18 protein-coding genes and 1 pseudogene are annotated in these 19,773 nt (G+C 52.3%); 9 read left to right on the top strand and 10 right to left on the bottom strand.

What is annotated here, in order from left to right; all coding sequences use genetic code 11:
• The first annotated feature begins 18 nt into the window (after positions 1 to 18).
• Positions 19 to 948 (top strand): hypothetical protein, encoded by a 930-nt coding sequence (locus DXY31_RS00105; protein WP_137024837.1) that lies wholly within the window; start codon positions 19 to 21, stop codon positions 946 to 948.
• The gene (locus DXY31_RS00100) at positions 945 to 1,712 is read left to right on the top strand and encodes a sulfotransferase (protein WP_170953463.1); all 768 of its coding nucleotides are present in this window, start codon (positions 945 to 947) and stop codon (positions 1,710 to 1,712) included. Before DXY31_RS00105 ends, DXY31_RS00100 begins: the two co-directional genes overlap by 4 nt.
• 62 nt (positions 1,713 to 1,774) lie before the next feature.
• Here the strand turns inward: DXY31_RS00100 and DXY31_RS00095 are convergent, their stop codons facing one another.
• Together DXY31_RS00095 and DXY31_RS00090 are read right to left on the bottom strand one after the other, a co-directional pair.
• Positions 1,775 to 3,061 carry a glycosyltransferase family 4 protein gene (locus DXY31_RS00095; protein ID WP_371638878.1) on the bottom strand — a complete coding sequence of 429 codons (1,287 nt, stop codon included), beginning with the start codon at positions 3,059 to 3,061 and terminating at the stop codon, positions 1,775 to 1,777.
• A 32-nt stretch (positions 3,062 to 3,093) separates the two neighbouring features.
• A complete protein-coding gene (locus DXY31_RS00090; RefSeq protein ID WP_137024836.1) occupies positions 3,094 to 4,248 on the bottom strand; it encodes a calcium-binding protein in 1,155 nt (384 codons plus the stop codon).
• A gap of 1,093 nt (positions 4,249 to 5,341) precedes the next feature.
• Between DXY31_RS00090 and DXY31_RS00085 the strand changes: the two genes are divergently transcribed.
• Positions 5,342 to 6,904: a glycosyltransferase family 4 protein gene (locus tag DXY31_RS00085; RefSeq protein WP_206749773.1), complete on the top strand. Its 1,563-nt coding sequence runs from the start codon at positions 5,342 to 5,344 to the stop codon at positions 6,902 to 6,904.
• A gap of 196 nt (positions 6,905 to 7,100) precedes the next feature.
• Here DXY31_RS00085 and DXY31_RS00080 read toward each other — a convergent pair whose 3' ends face one another.
• The 7 genes and pseudogenes from DXY31_RS00080 to miaA all read right to left on the bottom strand — a co-directional run bounded on the left by DXY31_RS00080 (position 7,101) and on the right by miaA (position 14,331).
• Complete coding sequence (locus DXY31_RS00080; RefSeq protein WP_137024835.1) at positions 7,101 to 8,303, bottom strand: rhamnan synthesis F family protein; 1,203 nt, start codon at positions 8,301 to 8,303, stop codon at positions 7,101 to 7,103.
• Positions 8,303 to 9,610: an ABC transporter ATP-binding protein gene (locus DXY31_RS00075; RefSeq protein WP_137024834.1), complete on the bottom strand. Its 1,308-nt coding sequence runs from the start codon at positions 9,608 to 9,610 to the stop codon at positions 8,303 to 8,305. The genes DXY31_RS00080 and DXY31_RS00075 overlap by 1 nt, the downstream gene beginning before the upstream one ends.
• On the bottom strand, positions 9,600 to 10,445 hold the full coding sequence (locus tag DXY31_RS00070) for an ABC transporter permease (protein ID WP_114990294.1): 846 nt from the start codon (positions 10,443 to 10,445) through the stop codon (positions 9,600 to 9,602). The genes DXY31_RS00075 and DXY31_RS00070 overlap by 11 nt, the downstream gene beginning before the upstream one ends.
• Positions 10,442 to 11,194, bottom strand: a pseudogene (gene cysE / locus DXY31_RS00065) (serine O-acetyltransferase); the annotation flags it as partial. The pseudogene cysE and the gene DXY31_RS00070, both read right to left, overlap by 4 nt.
• A gap of 66 nt (positions 11,195 to 11,260) precedes the next feature.
• A complete protein-coding gene (locus DXY31_RS00060; protein ID WP_066911411.1) occupies positions 11,261 to 12,250 on the bottom strand; it encodes a GntR family transcriptional regulator in 990 nt (329 codons plus the stop codon).
• 435 nt (positions 12,251 to 12,685) lie between these two features.
• Complete coding sequence (infC, locus tag DXY31_RS00055; protein WP_114990288.1) at positions 12,686 to 13,345, bottom strand: translation initiation factor IF-3; 660 nt, start codon at positions 13,343 to 13,345, stop codon at positions 12,686 to 12,688.
• 53 nt (positions 13,346 to 13,398) lie between these two features.
• On the bottom strand, positions 13,399 to 14,331 hold the full coding sequence (miaA, locus tag DXY31_RS00050; protein ID WP_244279426.1) for a tRNA (adenosine(37)-N6)-dimethylallyltransferase MiaA: 933 nt from the start codon (positions 14,329 to 14,331) through the stop codon (positions 13,399 to 13,401).
• A 117-nt stretch (positions 14,332 to 14,448) separates the two neighbouring features.
• On the opposite strand from miaA, the gene gyrB reads away from it, so the two are divergent.
• Genes gyrB through DXY31_RS00030 form a run of 4 tightly spaced genes read left to right on the top strand, consistent with a single transcriptional unit; the run spans position 14,449 to position 17,545 of the window.
• Positions 14,449 to 16,416: a DNA topoisomerase (ATP-hydrolyzing) subunit B gene (gene gyrB / locus DXY31_RS00045; RefSeq protein WP_114990283.1), complete on the top strand. Its 1,968-nt coding sequence runs from the start codon at positions 14,449 to 14,451 to the stop codon at positions 16,414 to 16,416.
• Positions 16,416 to 16,754, top strand: a complete 339-nt coding sequence (locus DXY31_RS00040) for an SH3 domain-containing protein (RefSeq protein ID WP_114990280.1) — start codon at positions 16,416 to 16,418, stop codon at positions 16,752 to 16,754. The genes gyrB and DXY31_RS00040 overlap by 1 nt, the downstream gene beginning before the upstream one ends.
• Before the next feature lie 22 nt (positions 16,755 to 16,776).
• Entirely contained in the window at positions 16,777 to 17,148 is a 372-nt protein-coding gene (locus DXY31_RS00035) for a CrcB family protein (RefSeq protein ID WP_186539233.1), read from the top strand.
• Positions 17,141 to 17,545, top strand: a complete 405-nt coding sequence (locus tag DXY31_RS00030; protein ID WP_114990274.1) for a CrcB family protein — start codon at positions 17,141 to 17,143, stop codon at positions 17,543 to 17,545. Before DXY31_RS00035 ends, DXY31_RS00030 begins: the two co-directional genes overlap by 8 nt.
• Here the strand turns inward: DXY31_RS00030 and DXY31_RS00025 are convergent.
• Positions 17,520 to 17,999, bottom strand: coding sequence for a glutathione peroxidase (locus tag DXY31_RS00025; RefSeq protein WP_114991041.1), 480 nt, complete (start codon positions 17,997 to 17,999; stop codon positions 17,520 to 17,522). The genes DXY31_RS00030 and DXY31_RS00025 overlap by 26 nt on opposite strands.
• Before the next feature lie 74 nt (positions 18,000 to 18,073).
• On the opposite strand from DXY31_RS00025, the gene mgtE reads away from it, so the two are divergent.
• Both mgtE and DXY31_RS00015 read left to right on the top strand, forming a co-directional pair.
• Positions 18,074 to 19,543 (top strand): magnesium transporter, encoded by a 1,470-nt coding sequence (mgtE, locus tag DXY31_RS00020; RefSeq protein WP_114990272.1) that lies wholly within the window; start codon positions 18,074 to 18,076, stop codon positions 19,541 to 19,543.
• Between the two features lie 52 nt (positions 19,544 to 19,595).
• The coding region (locus tag DXY31_RS00015; RefSeq protein ID WP_305791083.1) for a sigma-70 factor domain-containing protein at positions 19,596 to 19,773 on the top strand (178 nt) is incomplete at its 3' end.

The following is a 19,773-nucleotide window of genomic DNA, read 5'->3' as shown; positions in this document are numbered from 1 at the left end:
CCCTGCTGAGCGAAAGAGGTGAGGCTTTGCCGAGTATCGGTTGCGATTCCTCATTATTTCAAAGAGGGTTCTCAAGAGATTGGCTATGGATCCACACGCGCAGGCACGCGTTTAGCTAGGCAGGTGGCATTGGGTCGTTGTTTAGGTTCGGTTCTCGCTTTAGGGCGCCAGCCACAAGATTTGATCTTGAATCATGCTCAGCAGGCTTTGGAAGTCACGTCAGTGCGCCATGACTCAACAACGCGCCTGATGGGTGTCGTTGTTGATGTGCATATTTTCGTGACTGGTCGAACCTATCTACATGACATTTGTGAGCACTTCGCATCTCGCATAACCATGCATCATTTAGATCTGAAGGATCCCAAACAGCTTCCATTAGCTGCATCGGATTGGCTCTGTCGTCAAAGCGATCATGACGCCGATATCCATTTTTATTTTGAAGACGATCTTGTTATTCACGATCCGCGTTTTGTGGATAAACAGGTGTGGTTTACCGAGCGAACGCAACATCAGTTCGTGCTGATGCCGCATCGGTTGGAGCCTTGTGTCCATGAGGCTCCAATGCAGATTTGTGTGGATGGTCCAATTAAGATAGAAGAGCAGTTTGAGCCGGTCTGGAGTAAGCAGGAACAGGAGTCGGCACGCGGGTCCTATTGGGACGGGCGTTCTGTTGGGTTTACAGAGGCCAGCAACCCTCATTCCGGTTGCTTTTGTTTGAGTGAACCGCAACGACAGCATTGGCTCGCTCGGAAGCTAACGCCCACAGAGTTTGTGGGGCCCCTGGAAACAGCCGCCACAGGCACCGTCTGGCAACATTTTCCCGTACTCAAGCCAATGTGGGCTGACCGAGACTTTCTCTGTCTTGAGCACGGACATCCATCCTTTTTGGCAAGTCTTGGTCAGATGCCTGTGCGACGACAGGACTCACCAGCACAGGATCTTTCTTGAAGGAGCAGCTTGTGGGTATCGATCGATTGCCGCATTTTTTGGGCCTTGGTGTCCAGAAGGGGGGGACCACCACACTGCAGAGATTGTTGGAACAGCATCCTCAGATTTGGTTGTCCCCCGAAAAAGAGCTTCACTACTTCAGCCTTTATTTCAATCGGGGCCGTCACTGGTATTCCAATTGCTTCGCTGATGCATCTCCTGATCAGTGTTGCGGAGATATCACCCCCTATTACGTCTTTCATCCCCAGGCTCCAGAGAGGATTGCGAATCTGCTGCCAGACGCCCGTTTGATTGTGCTGTTGAGGGATCCTGTTGAACGCTGCTTGTCTCAGTATTTTCATTCGCGCCGATTGGGCTTGGAATCACTGGAGCTCGAGGATGCACTGGCTGCTGAATCAGCACGGCTAGCGGGAGCTGAACAACAACTTGAATCTTCAGATGGCTTTCATTTTGGACACCAAGAGCACAGTTACCTGGCGCGTAGCCGCTACGAGCAGCAGCTCAATCGTTATGAGGAGAGGTTCTCGACGGACCAGATCCTGTTGCTGAAAAGTGAGGATTTCTTTGATCGAGGTGCTCAAATTTGGGATCGTGTGCTTAGCTTTCTTGCGTTGGACGCTATTCCTTTTCCGCAATCTTTTTCCCCAGCCAATGTCGGTCAGGGTGAAGCAGCAGCGGTGCCGGAGCAAGTATGCAGCCATCTGCGTGAGCAACTTCAACATACGTACTACGTTATGGAGAATCGGTATCAAATTCGCTGGTGACGGATAGAAGCCAATAGGGCAATACACTTTTGATGGCAATTGTTTATGGTCTTGTTGGTTTTTTAGTTCCGTTTGAGTGATCCGCTAGCTACTAGGCTCATCAGAGAAAGGTGGCGGGGTACGCATGCTTTAAGGCTATAATCTTTCAGAATTGTTCTCCTGGCTCGTTGCCCCATAGCTTGAGCTTGTTCACGATCATTTAAAAGTTCAGTGACACTATCAGCTAGTGCTTTGTGATCGAAAAAATCCACTAACAATCCATTGTGACGGTGTTTGATGAGTTCCTGCACTGGGGCTGTTGCTGAGCCAACGATCGGGCATCCTGTGCTCATCGCTTCCATCAGACTCCAGCTGAGTACGAATGGGTAAGTAAGATATACATGTACTTTGCTTAATTGCAGCAACTGAAGATACTGTTCATAACCAAGTGTTCCAGTGAAGTGTATGAATTCCGGATCGTATTTGCCCTCAATTTCTTTTAAAAAATGGTCTTTCCACTCACCCTTTTCGCACTTGCCACCATAGCTTACGCCTGTAGTCTCACCGACGATCACGATTTTCGCATTCGGCAATTGTTGCTGGATATGGGGAATTGAGCGGATAAATGTGTGATATCCTCGATAAGGTTCCAAGGTTCGATTGACAAAGGTGATGATTTTATCTTCTGGATTCAGGAGTATTTGCTTGTCAATCTGAAGAGTTTTAGCCGATGGATTTGGTGTTGCTATTTGTGTATCAATTCCATCATGAATTGCACTAATTGATTCTTGCCAGTGGCCTGGAAAGCTGCTTTTTTGAAATTCAGTAGGGCATATATTCCAGTTGCTTATTTCTAGCGAAAGCTGTACAGCTGCATTTTTCATGAAACCTTTTGCAGCATTCTCCCATTTGGTTGCATCCCCCTGTATTTCAGGATCAAAGTCTAGATCGAAGCCTTTGCTTTTATAATAAAATTCTTGGTAATGAAGAATTGGTGTTGTTGGCCAGATTTCCTTGAGAAAGAGTGATTCACCCCAGCCTGGATGAGCACAAATTAGATCAGGAACGAAACCTTGTTGGGCTATTCGGTGTGCTGCTTTTGCACAAGCTTCGCCGCGAATAACCTTCGATTCAGTCTCCAAGACCCAGGGATGGATATTTTCAGTGTTTCCTTGTGTAATTTGATATCTTAATAGCTGAACCGACTCTGGGATCTTTTCCTGGGGAGGTGTAGTACTTAGTGCAATAATATTATGAGTCTTACTTTTGGCGATTTCCCTTGTGATGTGGCGGTATTGACCAGGGAAATTTTGATGGACAAATAAAATATTCATTGCAATAAAAGAATGATTAAAAAAAGCCCTCCACATGGGAGGGCTCGATAAATCAGCTTGTAACTCAATCAGACGAAAGTAGCACCTGTGATTCCTCCAAGGCTGGCTACCTGTGTTACTTGGCTGGTTAAAGCATTAAAAGTGTTGTTAGCAGTGTTCAATACGATGTAGTTACCTGCGAAGGTACCTGTATTGACATTAACCAGCTGAGCAACGGTAGCTAAGTTACCAGCCTGGACTGACTGCATTGTCGCTGTCAAAGTGGCTCCTGATCCAGTAGTCCTTCTCTGCACATCAGTGATGCCGTTGATAAAGGCGGTCATGGCAAGATTAGCACCACTTGACTCAATTGTGTCGCCAGCAGCGGCACTGAAATCGGTGATGAAGTCAATGTCGGTAACGAGTGAGTCTTCAGTGAGGTTGAACAGGAAACGATCTGCACCTGCACCACCAGTCATTGTGTCACCACCTTCGCCTCCGAGGATGGTGTCAGCACCATCACCACCCAGGAATGTGGTGTCAACTGCGGTTGTGTTTCCGCCAGCAGTAAGGCCTTGGACGTCACTCAAGGTGTCATCACCCAAGTTACCTTCGATCTGAATACCATCAGTGGCATTGGCGTTATTGATGGTATCGATACCTTGGCCGCCAAACACGGTCGTGGAAGTTGAGGTGACACCTGCACCCATATTGATGATGTCGTTGCCACGGTTGCCATTGATGTTGGCGTTGTTAGTGGCTCCATTGACGTTAATGGTGTCAATACCTTGGCCGCCCAGAAGAAGGGAGAACGTTAGGTTTCCAGTGGTGGTAAGAGCATCTTCACCGGTGTTGCCGTTAATGGTGGAGTTGCTGACGCCACCATTAATGGTAATTACGTCATTACCGCCAGCACCGCGGAGCTCGGTGCGAGTCATTACGTTGCCAGCGTTGAAAGTGAAGGCGTCGGCTCCATCGTTGCCGAGAGTTTCACCATCCAAATAAAGATTGGATGAGGTGATGTTGTTGCCGACGGTGAATTGGTCGTCACCACCGCCCATCCGGACGTCGTAGTTGGAAAGGTTGTTGCCACCCGTTCCAAGAGCTGTGGTGACAATATCATTGCCGGTGTTGCCACCAATGAAGACGTCCTTATCAAGGGTGAGCACGGTTGCGGTATCCACGCCGGTCGTTCCGACCAGGGATGTCACGCCATTAGAGCCGGTGACGGTAGTGAAAGCCAAGGTTCTGAAAAAATCTTGCTCCACTAATTTAGTGGCCACTTTCCATATGGTCAAAAGAAAAGTGTTGCTTTGGTGACAGAACCGATACTGGAACAGCCTTCTCGGCGCATTTTTTGCAGCTACAGCAAGAGTTCAGCGTTTACTCTAAAAAAAGTAAAATGACGTTAATTTACCCATCATGGCGAACATTCATACTATCCGCGAGCGCCTCAAGCGGGTCAATTGCTTCAGCGTCCACTGGATGGGCGTGGAGCGTCCACGATTCATAGGATTCATAGGGTTAACACTTCCCTAGGGCTTGTATGGAATGCTGCTTAAGTTGACATAGGGAAAACTCTTGAGCAATCTTTTTCACCGAGAATTAACACACGATCCATGCTCTTGGGCGTAGGGTTGTTTTATTGTCCATGAGCCTGAGGCTTGCCCGGAATTGAGCCATCACTTGAGAATTTCTGGGATTCTTGAGGGATTCCGTCCCAATGGCAGATATTTAATAGGGCGTGTTACCGATCGTTTGAAGTTGATATTTGAGCGAAACATCTGATATCCCAGTCAGGGCCTTGAGCTAACGACCGTTTTGTTAACTACCATGAGTCTTTTGTTGCGGTTTATGTATCCATTTTATGCGTAATTAACTTTTTTGTGCTGTAGTGACGTGCTCAGGAAGTTGTTTGGAGAAGTGATAATATAGTATTATCGAAGCTGTTTTCTTTTTAGCGTTTGTTAGTGACTTTGCTCAACATTGTTTTGGGTAAATCCAAGCCCGCTACTTGTAGTGAATAATTGTAAAAAATTTATTCAGATATTTAGAATATTCCTTGGCTTTTTCGGTTTATCCCGTGGAGATGAGACAATCCACTTTACGTCATTCATCAAGCTAGTGTTGACGAAGTAGGGGCGTTGATTTCGAGAGTTCTTTAATGCCCCTTTCCCCGTCCTGATACCCGAACTGATGCCTGTTTCGTCGAAGGGTCTCTGCCTGTTTCATCCCAATGGATACTTGGGGCGCCCCTCCAATCCTTTTGGTAAGGACATTGCCAATGCAGCCTTGTTTAGGGCTCTAGTCCAGTTTGGGGGGTTTTGCGAGGTAGCTGTGCTGAACCAGACGGGGCTGAGTAGCGAGCAATTGACTGCCGAAATGGGTTCTTCTAAAAGCCCTCGACTCGTTGCATCATCATTAACCGATACGAATCTCGCTGTCCGCCATGGTGTTCTCCTCCGCGGACAGCCGTACTTAGAAGAGCTTGCTTGGTTGCGTCGATCTAAAAATCTTGATCAGGCATATAGTCTCGTTGGATTGATTCACACGATCGCTCCGCCAGCAGTTCGCTCTAAAATAGGATCTGCAGTAATTGCTCCCACTCACCCATGGGATGCATTGGTCTGTACATCTCCTGCTGTTCAGCAGGCAATGGAGACGATGTTAGATGCCTCGGTTGAGCACCTCTCTGCCCGCTTAGGCGCAGTGCGTTGTCCTAGGCCCAAGCTTCCGCTCATCCCCCTTGCCGTAGATACTGAGCTGATGGCCCGTTTGGCAGCGGATGTCCAAGCACGTGCAGCGCTACGTCAACGGCTCAGGATTGCTGAGCATGATGTTGTAGTGCTTTGGGTGGGCCGTCTTTCTTATTACGAGAAGGCTTTTCCACAAAGCATGTTCCAGGCAATGCACCTAGCAGCGCAACGAACTCAAAAGAGACTGCATTTTTGCCTTGTGGGATGGTTTCCAGGCGGTGATGTTGAGATGAAGGCGTATAAGCAGGCTGCAGATGTTTTGGCGCCAGATCTCAATGTGATCGTTTTAGACGGCAACGACTCCCAGTTAGTTGCACAGAGCTGGGCCTCCGCTGATGTGTTCTTGTCTCTGGTTGACAATATTCAAGAAACTTTTGGATTAACGCCTGTAGAAGCCATGGCAGCTGGTCTACCAGTCGTGGTGAGTGACTGGGATGGCTATCGCTATACCGTTAGGGATGGTCTCGATGGTTTCCTGGTACCCACCTTGAGCAGCCCAGGTGGTGCACCGGGAGAACTACTTGCCACTCTCCACAGTATGGAGCTGGAGTCTTATCAGACTTATGTCGGTGCAGTAGCCCAGCACACAGCTGTTCACGTGCAAAAAGCTGCTTCTTTGATTGCGCAACTGGCCGAGGATGAAAACTTGCGAGTGTCTATGGGCAAGTCTGCACAACAGAGGGCACGAACAATGTTTGCTTGGCCAGAAGTGATCCGCCAGTACAAAGAACTTTTTGATGAACTGGCCGAACGTCGTTGCAGTGCAGATTCAGCTTTGGCTTGTGTGGGTGCTCATGTTGAGCCCAGCCGCGGTGAACCGTTTTCTGATTTTCAGCATTTTGCTACGGATGTCTTGCATCCTGAAAAGAACCTTCGTCTCGCAGCGGATGTGACCGTTTTTGATTTGGACAAACGTCTGGAGGTCAAACTGAACCGTCAATATCCCGGTTTGCGCTGCAAAAATGAGGTGGCTCTGAACTTGCTTCAGCGACTTGGGGATGCAGGATCGAAAGGGCTTAGCGTGGGTCAACTTTTGGCTGGATTCTCCGGCGAGCAGGATGCCTATTTGAAAACAACTCTCGTTTGGCTAGCCAAGATGGGTCTCGTGGATTGGTTATCTTTTGAACCTGAGCGTTCGCGCTAATCCGCTCGGTCGGCATTCAACTTCTTTGGGTGTGATTTCAATATGCAGCTCTACGTCATAATGATCTCTAAAGAGGTATAGAGCTTTATAAGATTTGGGCTATTCAAGATCGGTCTAAAAACTTCCGGCTTAAAAAATTAGTGCGAAATCTGGTTTAAGAATCAGATCCTAGATGCTCTTTTGAGCTATTAATTTGTTATTTCCTGCTGCCTCTTGCCATTCGCTTGACAAGCCGTGTGAGCTTCCATCCCCACGAATTCGCCATACTCATGATTTGCTCGTCGCGTTCACCCACAGCACTCATCAATTGGTTGACAGCACTTGTCAATTCGTTGATTTGTTGGGTGCTTTGCTTCAGGTTGGTCTCGCTGCATTGCAATTGTTCATCGATCTGTCGCAATCGATTGGCGATTAGAGCAGTCGCTTGTTGGAAATCCTTGGGGCGCGATTGCAATACGCTGATCGGCTCCGATGCAGTGGTTGCTGAGTTGTTGCCTTCGCAGAGAAGTTTCCAATGGTGGCCTGAGGCTTCGCAGGCGTGAGCGACTAATCGTTCGATCGCGTGCAGACTGCTGCCATCGACTGGCAAAGGCTCTGGCGGTAGAGACCCCATCGTGTTGAGGCACGTCGCCAATGGTTGAAGTGCTGCTGGCCGTACCCAGAACATGCCACCGGCTGGAAACATCAGAACCGCATCGCGGTGCAGGCAACCTGCCATCGGTTTTGAAAGCTGATTGGCGAGTTCAAAGTTATTGCCCCAATTCATGTAAGGCCGAATCAGTTGTGGGGTTTGGGGCATCAGCAGCCCCAGTGAGGGATCTTGGTTGAAGCGTTGGCGCAAAGCCTTCAATGTCTGGCCATCAGGTAGCAGCTGCTTGAGAAGTTGGATCAACCATGCATCGCCCAGGTCTGTTTCAAGAGAGCGTTTCCCGTGAAGATGCAGTAGGAGCTCTTCTTGTTTGAATTCGGGCCAGAGATGATGCAAAAGAGGCCCGAAATTTCGGCCATGGTTCGGGCAAACACGCAACTCAGCAGTTGTTGTTGGTTCAAAGTGAAAGATCCGCTCAAGAATCTCTTCAATCGCCTCAGCTTTGGCCGAACTGGTTGTGCTGATCCAAATCCGCGTGTTGTGTAGACCGTCGCGGCAATGGTCCAGAGCATTCAGGAGAATTGGCAATGTTTCGACGTAGTGAATATGCAGATGCACTGCAAGCTTCGGTAGTGCGCTGCTTTCTGAGGAGTATGCAGCCTCTTCGTCGCTCGCTTGATTGGTGCTGCTGATTGGATGCAGTCGCCAATCGAGCCGACTTTCCAATGCGGCTGATGGCACCAGTGTGGGCATGCCATGCGGATGAGAAATGTTCAGTTCGAAATCTCCGCAAGTAATAGAACTCAGCATCACATCGTTATTCCCTGCACCGTGGGTTCACCGGCCTTGAGATCACAGAGTCCAAAACTCATGACAGGTTGATCAGCTGTGATGCGGAATGCGCAGATATCGACTACACGATGAATGAAGTGATTGGGCCGCTCGTTTTGCCAGACCCCTCCGCCAATAAAATAAAGCCCTGGGAGCAGTCCGTCTTTGAAATGGAAGGTAATGCTGAACCGCTCTTCTCCAGAACAAATGGGCCCATGGTGACGTTGTCCTGTGACGCGAACACCGGTTTGATTGGCGATGTTGCAGGCCATTTGTAGGTCTTTAAAAGGCCTGCTGGCTCGATAGTGGAAGCACACGCTGAAGGGTTGATCGGTTCGGAACAGATTTGCTGGAGCGCCGTCTTGGCTGAGGACTTCCACGCACTGAATTTGAAGTCCATGCGCTTCGTAACTCACACTAGAGCTAGGTACTAAGTGGGGATCATGTTGTGGTGTGCATGACTCTGATTCGTCGGGTTCGCAGGTTGTTTTCTTCAGGTCTTTGCTTGATCCATTGGATTGGTTTAAATAGCTATTCCATTCATCGACCGGTGAGTTACTTAGTCTTTCATAAGTGGTTGTGATCAGCTTTGGGGAGCCTTGTAGTTTTAATTGCCCGTTGTTGAGCAAGAGGGCTTGGTCGCAATGTTCTAGGATCTGGGGACAACTATGGGTGACTAAAAGTATTGCCGTACCCTGTTTTTTCAATCTCTTGAGGTGGCTATAGCATTTTTTCTGAAACATTTCATCGCCGACTGCCAGGGCTTCGTCGACGACCAGTAAATCAGGTTGTGTATGTGCCTGAACCGAAAAAGCCAGGCGAACAGCCATTCCACTGGAATACGTTTTGACAGGTTGGTTGACGAAGTCACCGATTTCTGCAAATTCAAGGATCTTATCCAGTCGAGAATTAATCTCGCTTTGAGTGAGACCTAATAGGGTTGCGTTGAGGTAGATATTCTCGAGGCCCGTGAATTCTGGGTTGAATCCACTACCCAATTCGAGCAGAGCTCCGATGCGGCCTTCAACCCAGACTCTGCCTGTTGTTGGTGTGAGAGTTCCACAGATCAATTGCAGAAGCGTGCTTTTGCCGGAGCCATTACGTCCAACAACGCCGAGAGTTTGCCCACGCTTGAGCTGAAAGCTAACGTCTTCTAAAGCCCAAAACGGTTGGTAGAGGCGCTTTCTCTTTCCCCAAATCGCTTGCAGCAGACGGTCGCGAGGATTCTCAAAAATGGGATAGAGCTTGCCAAGCTCTTCCACTTCAAGAGCCAGATCAGAGCACATCGGCAAACCCCCGGCGAGCTTTGCAGAAGAATCTGTAGCTGAACTCGCATAGCGCCAGCATCAGTAGTGAGCCAAGTACTACATAGCTGAGGCTTGGCATTTCTCCCTGAACTAAAATACGTCTGCTTTGTTCGATCACAACAACCAGAGGATTCAATCCCATTAATGTTTGCAAGCCGGCGGGCAAGGCAGACAGCGGATAAAACACAGCGCTGAGAAACATCAGCATGCTTACGGCGACACCCGTCACCTGCTCGAGATCGCGCAGAAAGACTCCCAGTGCTGATAGCAACCAGCTCATTGATAAACAGCCCAGGAGAAAAGGTAGCCAGACAATCGGTAGGAAGACAATGGTTAGAGGAACATGTTGAACTGCAATAAGCTCGAAAACGATGAGTACGATCGTGCTGGTGAAGGCATGAAACACTGCTGTGATAACAGAAACGACGCCTAGTGATTCCAGTGGAAAAATTACTTTGGTAACGTAATTTACGTTATTGAGAATGAGTGTTGGTGCTTCTGTAGCGCACTCGGCAAATAGATTAAACGTGATCAGGCCGGCAAACAGATTGATGGCAAATCCGAATGATCCTGCTTGCTCAAGATCGCCCCAGCGTGCTTTAAAGACTGTGGAGAAGACAAAGGTGTATACCGCCAACATCATCAACGGAGTCAGTAGACTCCACCCCCATCCGAGAACTGAACCGCGATAACGGCCAGCGATTTCGCGCTCACTTAAGCGAAGCCATAATTCTCGATGACGAAGAAGACTCTTGGTAAAACTCAGACCGCGTGGATGCTGAGATGTGGGTCGGATGTGTTCTGCTTGGCTCATGTTTTCTCGCGATCACCAAGAAATTCAAGGATCTCCCGGTCCTTGAGGTTTTGGGATTCTCCAGGTTGCACCTCACTGATCGGCCGTCCCGTTGACAGTGCTTTGAGGCATGCCTGAAGAACGCTCACCTGGTTTTCTAGTTGATCGATCCGTTCCATCAGATTGCGAATCACGTTGGCTTCGGCATCAGGCAGTGCTGAGTGGGCCAGGGGATTGATGCGCACGCCGCTTTGATGAATCACGCGTCCGGGGATGCCGACCACCGTGCAATTCGCTTCCACATCACGCACCACCACAGAGCCAGCTCCGACCCTTGTATTGCTGCCCACAGTGATGGCGCCAAGCACCTTGGCGCCTGCTCCAATCACCACATTGCTGCACAGTGTGGGATGACGTTTTCCGGTTGCTTTACCGGTGCCTCCAAGGGTTACACCTTGGTAGAGCAGACAGCGGTTTCCCACTTCCGCTGTTTCACCTATCACGACCCCCATCCCGTGGTCGATAAAAACTCCGCTGCCGATCTGGGCTCCAGGGTGAATTTCGATTCCTGTTAGGCCTCTGCCCAGTTGGCTCAGCAATCTGGATGCGAGCTTGAGGGGCAAGCGTGAGTGCCACATGCGGTGGCTGAGGCGGTGCAGTGTCAGGGCCTGAAACCCCGGATAGCAGAGCAGGATTTCCAGGGCCCCGCGGGCTGCAGGGTCGCGTTCACGGATGAGGGCCAGGTCGGCTCGGATCGACTTGAACATGACTCGGTCTGGACCGCACGCTTGCCTGGTTCAGGCATCATCACCCGTCGCCGGCACCGGTTGCGCTCGCTAGCTGAGTTGCAGGCCAATTTCCTTGCGCAGCAGTTCGATCGTGTCTCCACTGAGATAGCTCTCTGCGCAATGCAACTGAGGCATGCGCATCAGCTGGGATCGGTTCTGGCGCAGGCTCTGCTCAACCAGAGGCATGCTGGGGCGGTCGCAGAGCACATGGCTGGAGGCTCTGAGCAGGGCCAGAAGCCGGCTGCCTACATCAGGAGTGGCAGTCATCAGCAGTAGCTCGTTGCCGCGCATGCTGTGCAGGATCACTTCCGCTGCCCGCAAGATGCCTGGGCTAATGCTCACGAGCCCCACGCAACTTCCCTGTCGCAGCTCCTTGAGCATGGCCAGCTCCTCTCGGAAGTCATTGAGGTCGACGGCTACGGCGCGCACCCCATGGCGCTTTGCCAGTTCCTCTACCGGTTGAAGGAAATAGCGGCTGGTCACAACGGTGCCATTGCTGGCGCTTTCCAGAACGCTTTCCAGCTCTTCCATTGGAACCACTTCTACCGGTACATCGAGGCAGGGCTCGAGTTCTTCAGCGATCAGCATTGAAGCGCCGATGTCTTCTCTTGGTGTGCTCACCAGCACCCTGGCCCCGCAACGCAGCCGCCAGTCGATTTCGCGGGTCAGCAGATCCCTGGTCTGCTGCAAGGTGCAGCCCGCATTCAAAAGGCCATCCACACACTTGCGCACTTCGCGGTCCACATCGGTGACCCCGCGGTTGCGCATGTTGGTCGGTGTGCGCAGTTCTCTTGGCTTTTGCTGATCCCGCACATAAATGCCGGAGCCGGCCATGGCTTCCACCACGCCATCGGTCTCGAGCTGGCGATACACCTTGCTGATGGTGTTGCGGTGCAATCCCGTCTGCATGGCCAGCTGCCGAGTGCTTGGCAGGCGGTGGCCGGGTGGGTAGTGCCGTGCTGCGATCGCGAAGCAGATTTGGTTGTAGAGCTGGGTTGAAGCCGGTATGTCGCTTTCCTGTTGGATGTGGAATCGCACGCCGGTGGGCCAGATCAAGATGCGGCCACCTTAAAGACTGATTGGCTCGGTGACAATTGCTGGTGTGGTTGGTGTCCCTATGCCAGTTCCGTGTCGCTGATCAATGTCTGCTGATCAGTGCCTTATACACAGGCTTCTGGCAACTCAGAGGTGTTGGCTTTATCCCCTTTCAAGAAGTCAGTCAAGGTTCTTGCATGGTCGCTGTGAGTCCATCAAGCCAGTTTGAAATGACCCAAAAACCAGCTGATTAGGTTTTGAAAGGGTTTGCTGGTCAGTTTTTGGATCAGTTGTTCCAAACCCATGCTGGGGGTGAGGGCGCTGGTTCAGACAGAATGAATCTTGCTCATGGCGTAAAGCCACTGCTCATGTGTCGTGGTTTCCAAAGACATTCTCAGCATTGGGCTTGCGTGCAAGCTCTCGGAGCTTTTCGCTTGATCAACCGTTCGTTCCTGGTTTGCTGATCTGCCTGGCTGCCGCGCGAGGAGGTGCTGTGATCGTGCGCACCGCTTTGTTGGCAGCTTCTTCCTTTTCGTCCTGCTTGGCCAGAGGCGTCTTGCGCGGCGTGAGGAACATGATCATGTTGCGGCCCTCGCGTTTAGGGGGCTGCTGGATCTCAGCTGGCTCCTCGAGATCCTTGGCCATGCGTCTGAGCAGAACCTCAGCAAGAGCAGTGTGCTGGATCTCGCGGCCGCGGAAGATCACGGTGCATTTCACTTTGTCGCCGGCCTTGAGAAAACGCTGAGCCTGGCCGATTCGCACGTCGTAATCGTGCTGATCAATTTTGTATCGCATCTTGACTTCTTTAACTTCGGTCTGATGCGATTTTTTCTTGGCTTCCTTGGCCTTTTTCTCTTGTTCGAATTTGTATTTGCCGTAGTCCATGATCCGGCAAACAGGCGGATCAGCTTTTTCGCTGACCAGAACAAGATCCAATTCCCTTTCTTTGGCAACTGATAGGGCTGCTTCCCGATCAATCACTCCAAGTTGAGTGCCGTCTGCATCCACCACGCGAAGCTGTGGGTAGTTGATGCGATCGTTGATATTGGGGAGCTCCCTGACAGGAGCACGGCGGTCAAAACGGGGACGTGGTGGCATTCAGTGATGAAGAGGCTGCCGGAGAACAATCGGGCCCGGCGTGGTTTCCACTTTTACCCTAGACCCGCTTCGATCTGCTGACTGGCATCGTTGAAGGGATCAGTATCACTGAGCCAGTGAGCCTGGTGTTGGCGTCTGAACCAGGTGCGCTGACGCTTGGCGAACTGTTGTGTGCGCTTGGTGGTTTTTGCGATGGCGCTGGTTCGATCGAGCTGACCTTCCAGCACCTGCAGTGCTTCGCCATAGCCGATTGTTTGTAGTAGGGGCAGGTCAGCTCCGTAAAGCTCTTTCAGTTGCTGGGTTTCTTCAATCAACCCCTCTGCGTAAAGCTGTTTAGTGCGCTGGCTGATGCGTTGGCGCAGATTGGCTGGATTGAGGCCGAGTTCGAGCACGCGCCATGGAGGTGGGCTGGCACTGGTCTGCGAGCTCATCGTCTTGCCAGTGGCGTAAAGCACCTCCAGTGCGCGTTGGGTGCGGACTGCATCCGCCGCGGCGATTCGGCGACCTGCCTCAGGATCTGCGTCCATCAACAGTTGATAACAGGTTTCCTGGCCTAGCTGAGCAAGTTGCTCACGCAGTGCTGGCTGAGGTGCAACCGAGGGTGGCTTCAGGCCAGCGGTTAGTGCTTTGAGGTAAAGGCCGCTTCCTCCCACCAGCAAAGTGGCAGCTCGTTGTTCCAGGTTGCGGTTGACCACTGTCAGGGCCTCGTCCTGAAACTCGCGCAGGGTGATTGGCTGGTCAGGTCGGCGCAGGTCGAGTAGGTGATGGGGCACCCGTGCTCTTTGCTCTGCGGTCGGTTTGGCCGTGCCCACAGTCATGTCTTTGTAGAGCTGCCGTGAATCAACATTCACAATCTCCAGCTCAAAGCGTTCAGCCAGCTGGAGGGCCAGAGCCGTTTTGCCACTAGCGGTTGGCCCCAGCAGCACCACCACCAGTGGTGGAAGCTGCGCTGATCCTGGCGCTGCCGGTGGCCTGTGTTCAGACATGGAGCGGAATAGGGGGTGGACCCCCTGAAAAAATGACGTCTCAGAGGCCTCTGCAAGCGTCTCTGGCATGCCAGTGGTAGATTCAGCCTGACAGGAAGCCTGGCCGATCCAGATCGCATGAGCGAAGCCGCGAAAGTACAGGCGGCCTATGGCGCCGAACAGATTCAGGTGCTGGAGGGTCTAGAACCCGTTCGTAAGCGCCCCGGGATGTACATCGGCACCACAGGGCCGAGGGGATTGCATCACCTGGTTTATGAGGTGGTGGACAATTCGGTGGACGAGGCCTTGGCTGGCCACTGCACCGAGATTCAGGTGGTGCTGGGTGAGGACGGATCCGCTTGCATCACCGATAACGGTCGAGGCATTCCCACCGATGTTCACCCCCGCACGGGCAAGAGCGCGCTTGAAACAGTGCTGACTGTGCTGCATGCCGGTGGCAAGTTTGGCGCCGGCGGATACAAGGTTTCGGGTGGTCTACACGGTGTTGGCGTTTCGGTTGTCAATGCTCTGAGCGAATGGGTGGAGGTCACCGTTCGCCGTCAGGGCAAGGTGCATCGCCAGCGCTTTGAGCGAGGCGCCCCGATTGGCAGTCTTGTGTCTGAGGATCAGCCCTCCTCTGAAAATGGCCTGACCGGCACCAGTGTGCGCTTCAAACCCGATATTGAAATTTTCACTGTTGGCATCGAGTTTGATTACGCAACACTTTCGGCTCGTCTGCGCGAACTCGCTTATCTCAATGGAGGAGTGAAAATTGTCTTCCGCGATGAGCGAGAGACTGCTCGCGATGCAGAAGGCAATCCTCACGAAGAAATTTATTTCTATGAGGGCGGCATCAAAGAATATGTTGCTTATATGAATGCTGAAAAAGATGCATTGCATCCTGAAATTATTTATGTGAATGCCGAAAAGGATGGTGTTTCGATTGAAGCAGCATTGCAGTGGTGCGTTGATGCTTATTCCGACAGCATTCTTGGATTCGCCAATAACATCCGTACTGTGGATGGTGGCACCCACATCGAAGGTTTGAAGACTGTTCTAACTCGAACACTCAATACGTTTGCGCGTAAGCGAGGTAAACGTAAAGAGGCAGATAGCAATCTTGCCGGCGAGAATATTCGTGAGGGTTTAACGGCAGTGTTGTCTGTCAAAGTGCCCGAGCCCGAATTTGAAGGACAGACCAAAACCAAGCTTGGCAATACGGAAGTTCGTGGCATTGTTGATAATCTTGTCGGTGAGGCTCTGAGTCAGTACCTGGAATTCAATCCGGGGGTGATCGATATGATCCTCGAGAAGGCGATCCAGGCCTTCAATGCAGCGGAAGCTGCTCGCCGCGCTCGCGAACTGGTGCGGCGTAAAAGCGTCTTAGAAAGTTCAACGTTGCCTGGCAAGCTTGCCGACTGCAGTTCTCGAGATCCTGCTGAATCCGAGATCTATATCGTTGAGGGAGATTCTGCTGGTGGTTCCGCCAAGCAGGGTCGTGATCGTCGTTTCCAGGCAATCCTGCCCTTGAGAGGCAAGATCCTCAATATCGAGAAGACTGATGACGCCAAGATCTATAAAAACACTGAAATTCAGGCCTTGATTACTGCCCTGGGTCTGGGCATTAAAGGTGAAGATTTTGATGCCAAAAATCTGCGTTATCACCGGGTTGTGATCATGACAGACGCTGATGTTGACGGCGCCCATATCCGCACCCTGATCTTGACTTTCTTCTATCGATACCAGAAGGAGTTAGTGGAAGGTGGATATATTTATATTGCCTGCCCTCCCTTGTACAAAGTTGAGCGCGGCAAAAAACATTCTTATTGCTACAACGAGCAGCAATTGCAAAAAACGTTGGATGGTTTTGGCGAAAAAGCCAATTACAACATCCAACGATTTAAGGGTCTTGGCGAAATGATGCCTCAGCAGCTTTGGGAAACCACGATGGATCCTTCTACGCGCACGATGAAGCGCGTGGAAGTTCAAGATGCCTTGGAAGCAGATCGCATCTTCACAATTTTGATGGGCGACAAAGTGGCGCCCAGGCGTGAATTCATCGAAACCCACAGTGCTGAGCTCGATATGTCAGCACTCGACATCTGATGAATCACTCCGCAACGGTGGTGCTGCGTTGGAGCTGGTTGCTTGTCGTTTCGTTGTTTGGTCCTGTCGCTTTGCCGGCAGGTGGAGCGGAGCGACGCTTACCCCAGGTTCGACGCCAGCAGGGCAGTGGCCCTCTGCTCAGTGGCAGTGATTGTGTGCTCCATTCCAGTCCGCTGGTAGCAGCTCCTGCTTTGCGGCGACTTGAGATCGGGACCCCGTTGCAATTGTTGCGTCGTTGGCGCAGTGAGGATGGCAGTGATTGGATCCAGGTGAAGGTCACCTCTGGACCTGTGCCTAATGATTCTCTTGAGCAGCAGCGAGGTTGGATTCATCACTGACTTCAGTTCTTATCAGGCCCTGATGGTTGGGCTGGGTGCCATTCCTGGAGCCTGGTTGCGCCTGAGGGTGGTCAACCACTTTGAACCGTTGGTTCCGCGCAAACACTGGGGAACTTTTGTGGTGAATCTCGTGGCTGCGTTCGCCCTGGGTCTAGTGCTCGGTTTAGAGCGTGCGGGTCGTTGCGACAGTTCCGCAGGTTCCACTGCGCTGATCTTGCTGGTTGGAACGGGTTTTTTTGGCAGTTTGAGCACCTTTTCCACTTTTGCGGTGGAGGTTCTTGCCACCTTGCGTGAACATCGCTGGGGCGAAGCTGTGCTGCTCACCGCTGGCTCGGTGATTGCTGGTCTGTTAGTGGCTGCTGCAGGTTTCAGTTTGGGACTCGTCGATGCCTGAACAGTCACCTTCTCTGCGTACGGAGCTGCAGGAGCTGATGTTGGTTGCGGTCGGTGCAGTCCCAGGGGCGTTGCTGCGCTGGCAGTTTGAAGTGCTTTTGCAAGACCGAGATGTGCTGGTCAACGTGGTCGGTTCTCTGATCTTGGGCCTGTTGCTGGGCTTGCCGTATCGGCCCAGGGTTCAGCTGCTGGTTGGGATTGGTTTCTGCGGTTCGTTGACCACCTTCAGCAGCTGGATGGTGAGCAGCGTGGATCTGATTTATTCGGGTCAGACGCTTGCGGCCTTTGGGCTGATTGGCATGACCCTGGGGCTGGGCCTTGGTGGCGCAGCCCTTGGTTTGTGGATCGGCCGCAGGGTCTATGCGCTGGCGATCAAGCCTTCAGCGCCGCCTCGATAGCGCTACTGAGTTCAGCATCTTCTGGAGCAATGCCGCTCTTGTATCGATTGAGAACGGTACCGTCCTTGCCGACAAGGAATTTTTCGAAATTCCAGGCCACATCTCCCGCAGGTTCTGACTGATTGAGTGTGGTGTAAGGCTCCGTGGTGCTTCCTGTGGCATGCACCTTGTCGAACAATTCGAAGCTGGCACCGTAGGTGGTGGAGCAGAAGCTCTTGATTTCATCAAGGCTGCCGGGCTCCTGGGCTCCGAAGTCGTTGCAGGGGAATCCCAGAACGCAAAGTCCCTCTGCCCCGTACTTGTCTTGTAGGGCTTGGAGACCGGCATATTGCTTGGTGAAGCCGCAGCGGCTGGCCACGTTCACGATCAGCAGCACCTTGCCGGCGTAGGCGCCGAGAGATTTTTCGCTGCCGTCTGGGGTGCGCACGCAAACGCTGCTGATGCTGGTAGCCATGGCTTTGGGTAAGGATTGGCGCAGACGATAACTGTCTTGCATCGGCATACACTTGGGTGCGCTGGGCACGGGGCATGGATCAGGCACCGGATTCCAGTGAAAGCCTCGCGTTGAGCGATGTACCTTCCCACCAGAAGGTCGTGGAGGTGGTTGCTCGCCAGCTGGAGTCAATGCTGAGTGTGGGCAATTACGACGGTGTCAAGATTCTCCTGGAACCCGTTCAGCCAGTGGATGTGGCCGAGGCGATTGGCAGCCTTCCCCGCACCATGCAGGCCCTTGCGTTTCGTTTGCTCGGCAAAGACGAGGCGATCGAGGTTTATGAATACCTTGAGCCTCCCATCCAGCAGAGCTTGCTGGAGCGCTTGCGTTCTGGTGAGGTATTGGAGCTGGTTGAGGAGATGTCTCCCGACGATCGGGTGCGGCTGTTTGATGAACTGCCGGCCAAGGTGGTTCGCCGTCTGTTGACGGAGCTCAGTCCCGTGGAGCGTCGTGTGACAGCTCAGCTGTTGGGCTACGCCAGCGAAACGGCAGGTCGTTTGATGACGACCGAATACATCGATTTAAAGGAGTTTCAAAGCGCCGCCCAGGCACTCACGATCGTGCGACGCCGCGCTCGCGAGACGGAAACGATTTACAGCCTTTATGTCACGGATGGGCAGCGCCATCTCACGGGGATCCTGTCGCTGCGGGACCTCGTTACAGCAGACCCTGAGGACCGGATTGGCGATGTCATGACCAGAGATGTTGTGAGCGTCAATACCGATACCGATCAGGAGGAAGTTGCCCGTGCAATTCAGCGGTACGACTTTCTGGCTGTGCCGATCGTGGATCGGGAGCGCCGTCTGGTGGGCATCGTCACCGTGGATGACGTGATCGATGTGATCGAGCAGGAGGCCACGCGCGATCTGTACGCCGCAGGTGCGGTGGAGGCCGGTGATGAAGACGATTATTTCCAGAGCAATCTGTTCACCGTCGCTCGACGCCGGGTTGTGTGGCTGTCGATATTGGTTTTGGCCAGTTTTGTCACCTCAGAGGTGATTGCACTTAACGAAGAGGTGCTTAAGCAGGTCGTGCTTCTTGCTGCTTTTATTCCGCTCTTGGCGGGCACCGGCGGCAATGTGGGTGCCCAAAGTTCCACCGTGGTCATCCGTGGCTTGAGCACGCAGAGCATCACCTCCCTTGGCCAGTTCAGGGCAGTTGCGCGCGAAGCGACCGCAGGGCTTTTGCTGGGACTGTTGATGATGCTTCTGGTGGTTCCTTTTGCCTGGTGGCGTGGTCAAAGCCCGCTGGTGGGGTTGTCGGTGGGGACAAGTCTGTTGGCCATCACAACCTTGGCTGCAACGGCCGGTGCTGCGTTCCCTCTGCTGTTCAACCGTCTGGGCTGGGATCCGGCGCTCATGTCCACGCCGTTCATCACCACCTGCACTGATGTAGTGGGCACTCTGATTTATCTAAAAACCGCTGCGTGGCTCTTGCTCAACATGCCCCAGCTGCTCACAACCACAGGTATTTCTACCCAATTACTCGTTGCAGCCCATTTCTGAGAGGACGTTTACGTTTCTTAGGAGTACGCTTTACACAACTCAATGAAGCGTCATGGCACCTGCTATCGCCGCTGCGCCCGTAGCGACTCCTCTCAAAGCTGTTCTTTCAAAAGCAGCACCTTCCAAGGCTTCTCTCGGTAAGTCCGGGGCTGTTCGTTCCTCAGGTACTGACGTCGACCTGGTGCGTTCTTACTTGCGCGACATCGGCCGCGTGCCGCTGCTGAGCCACC

This window comes from Synechococcus sp. UW179A, from assembly GCF_900473965.1.
In the GTDB taxonomy this organism is placed as follows: Bacteria; Cyanobacteriota; Cyanobacteriia; order PCC-6307; family Cyanobiaceae; genus Synechococcus_C.
The sequence above is the reverse complement of the archived record's forward strand: the minus strand, read 5'-3'. Positions and strand labels throughout refer to the sequence as shown.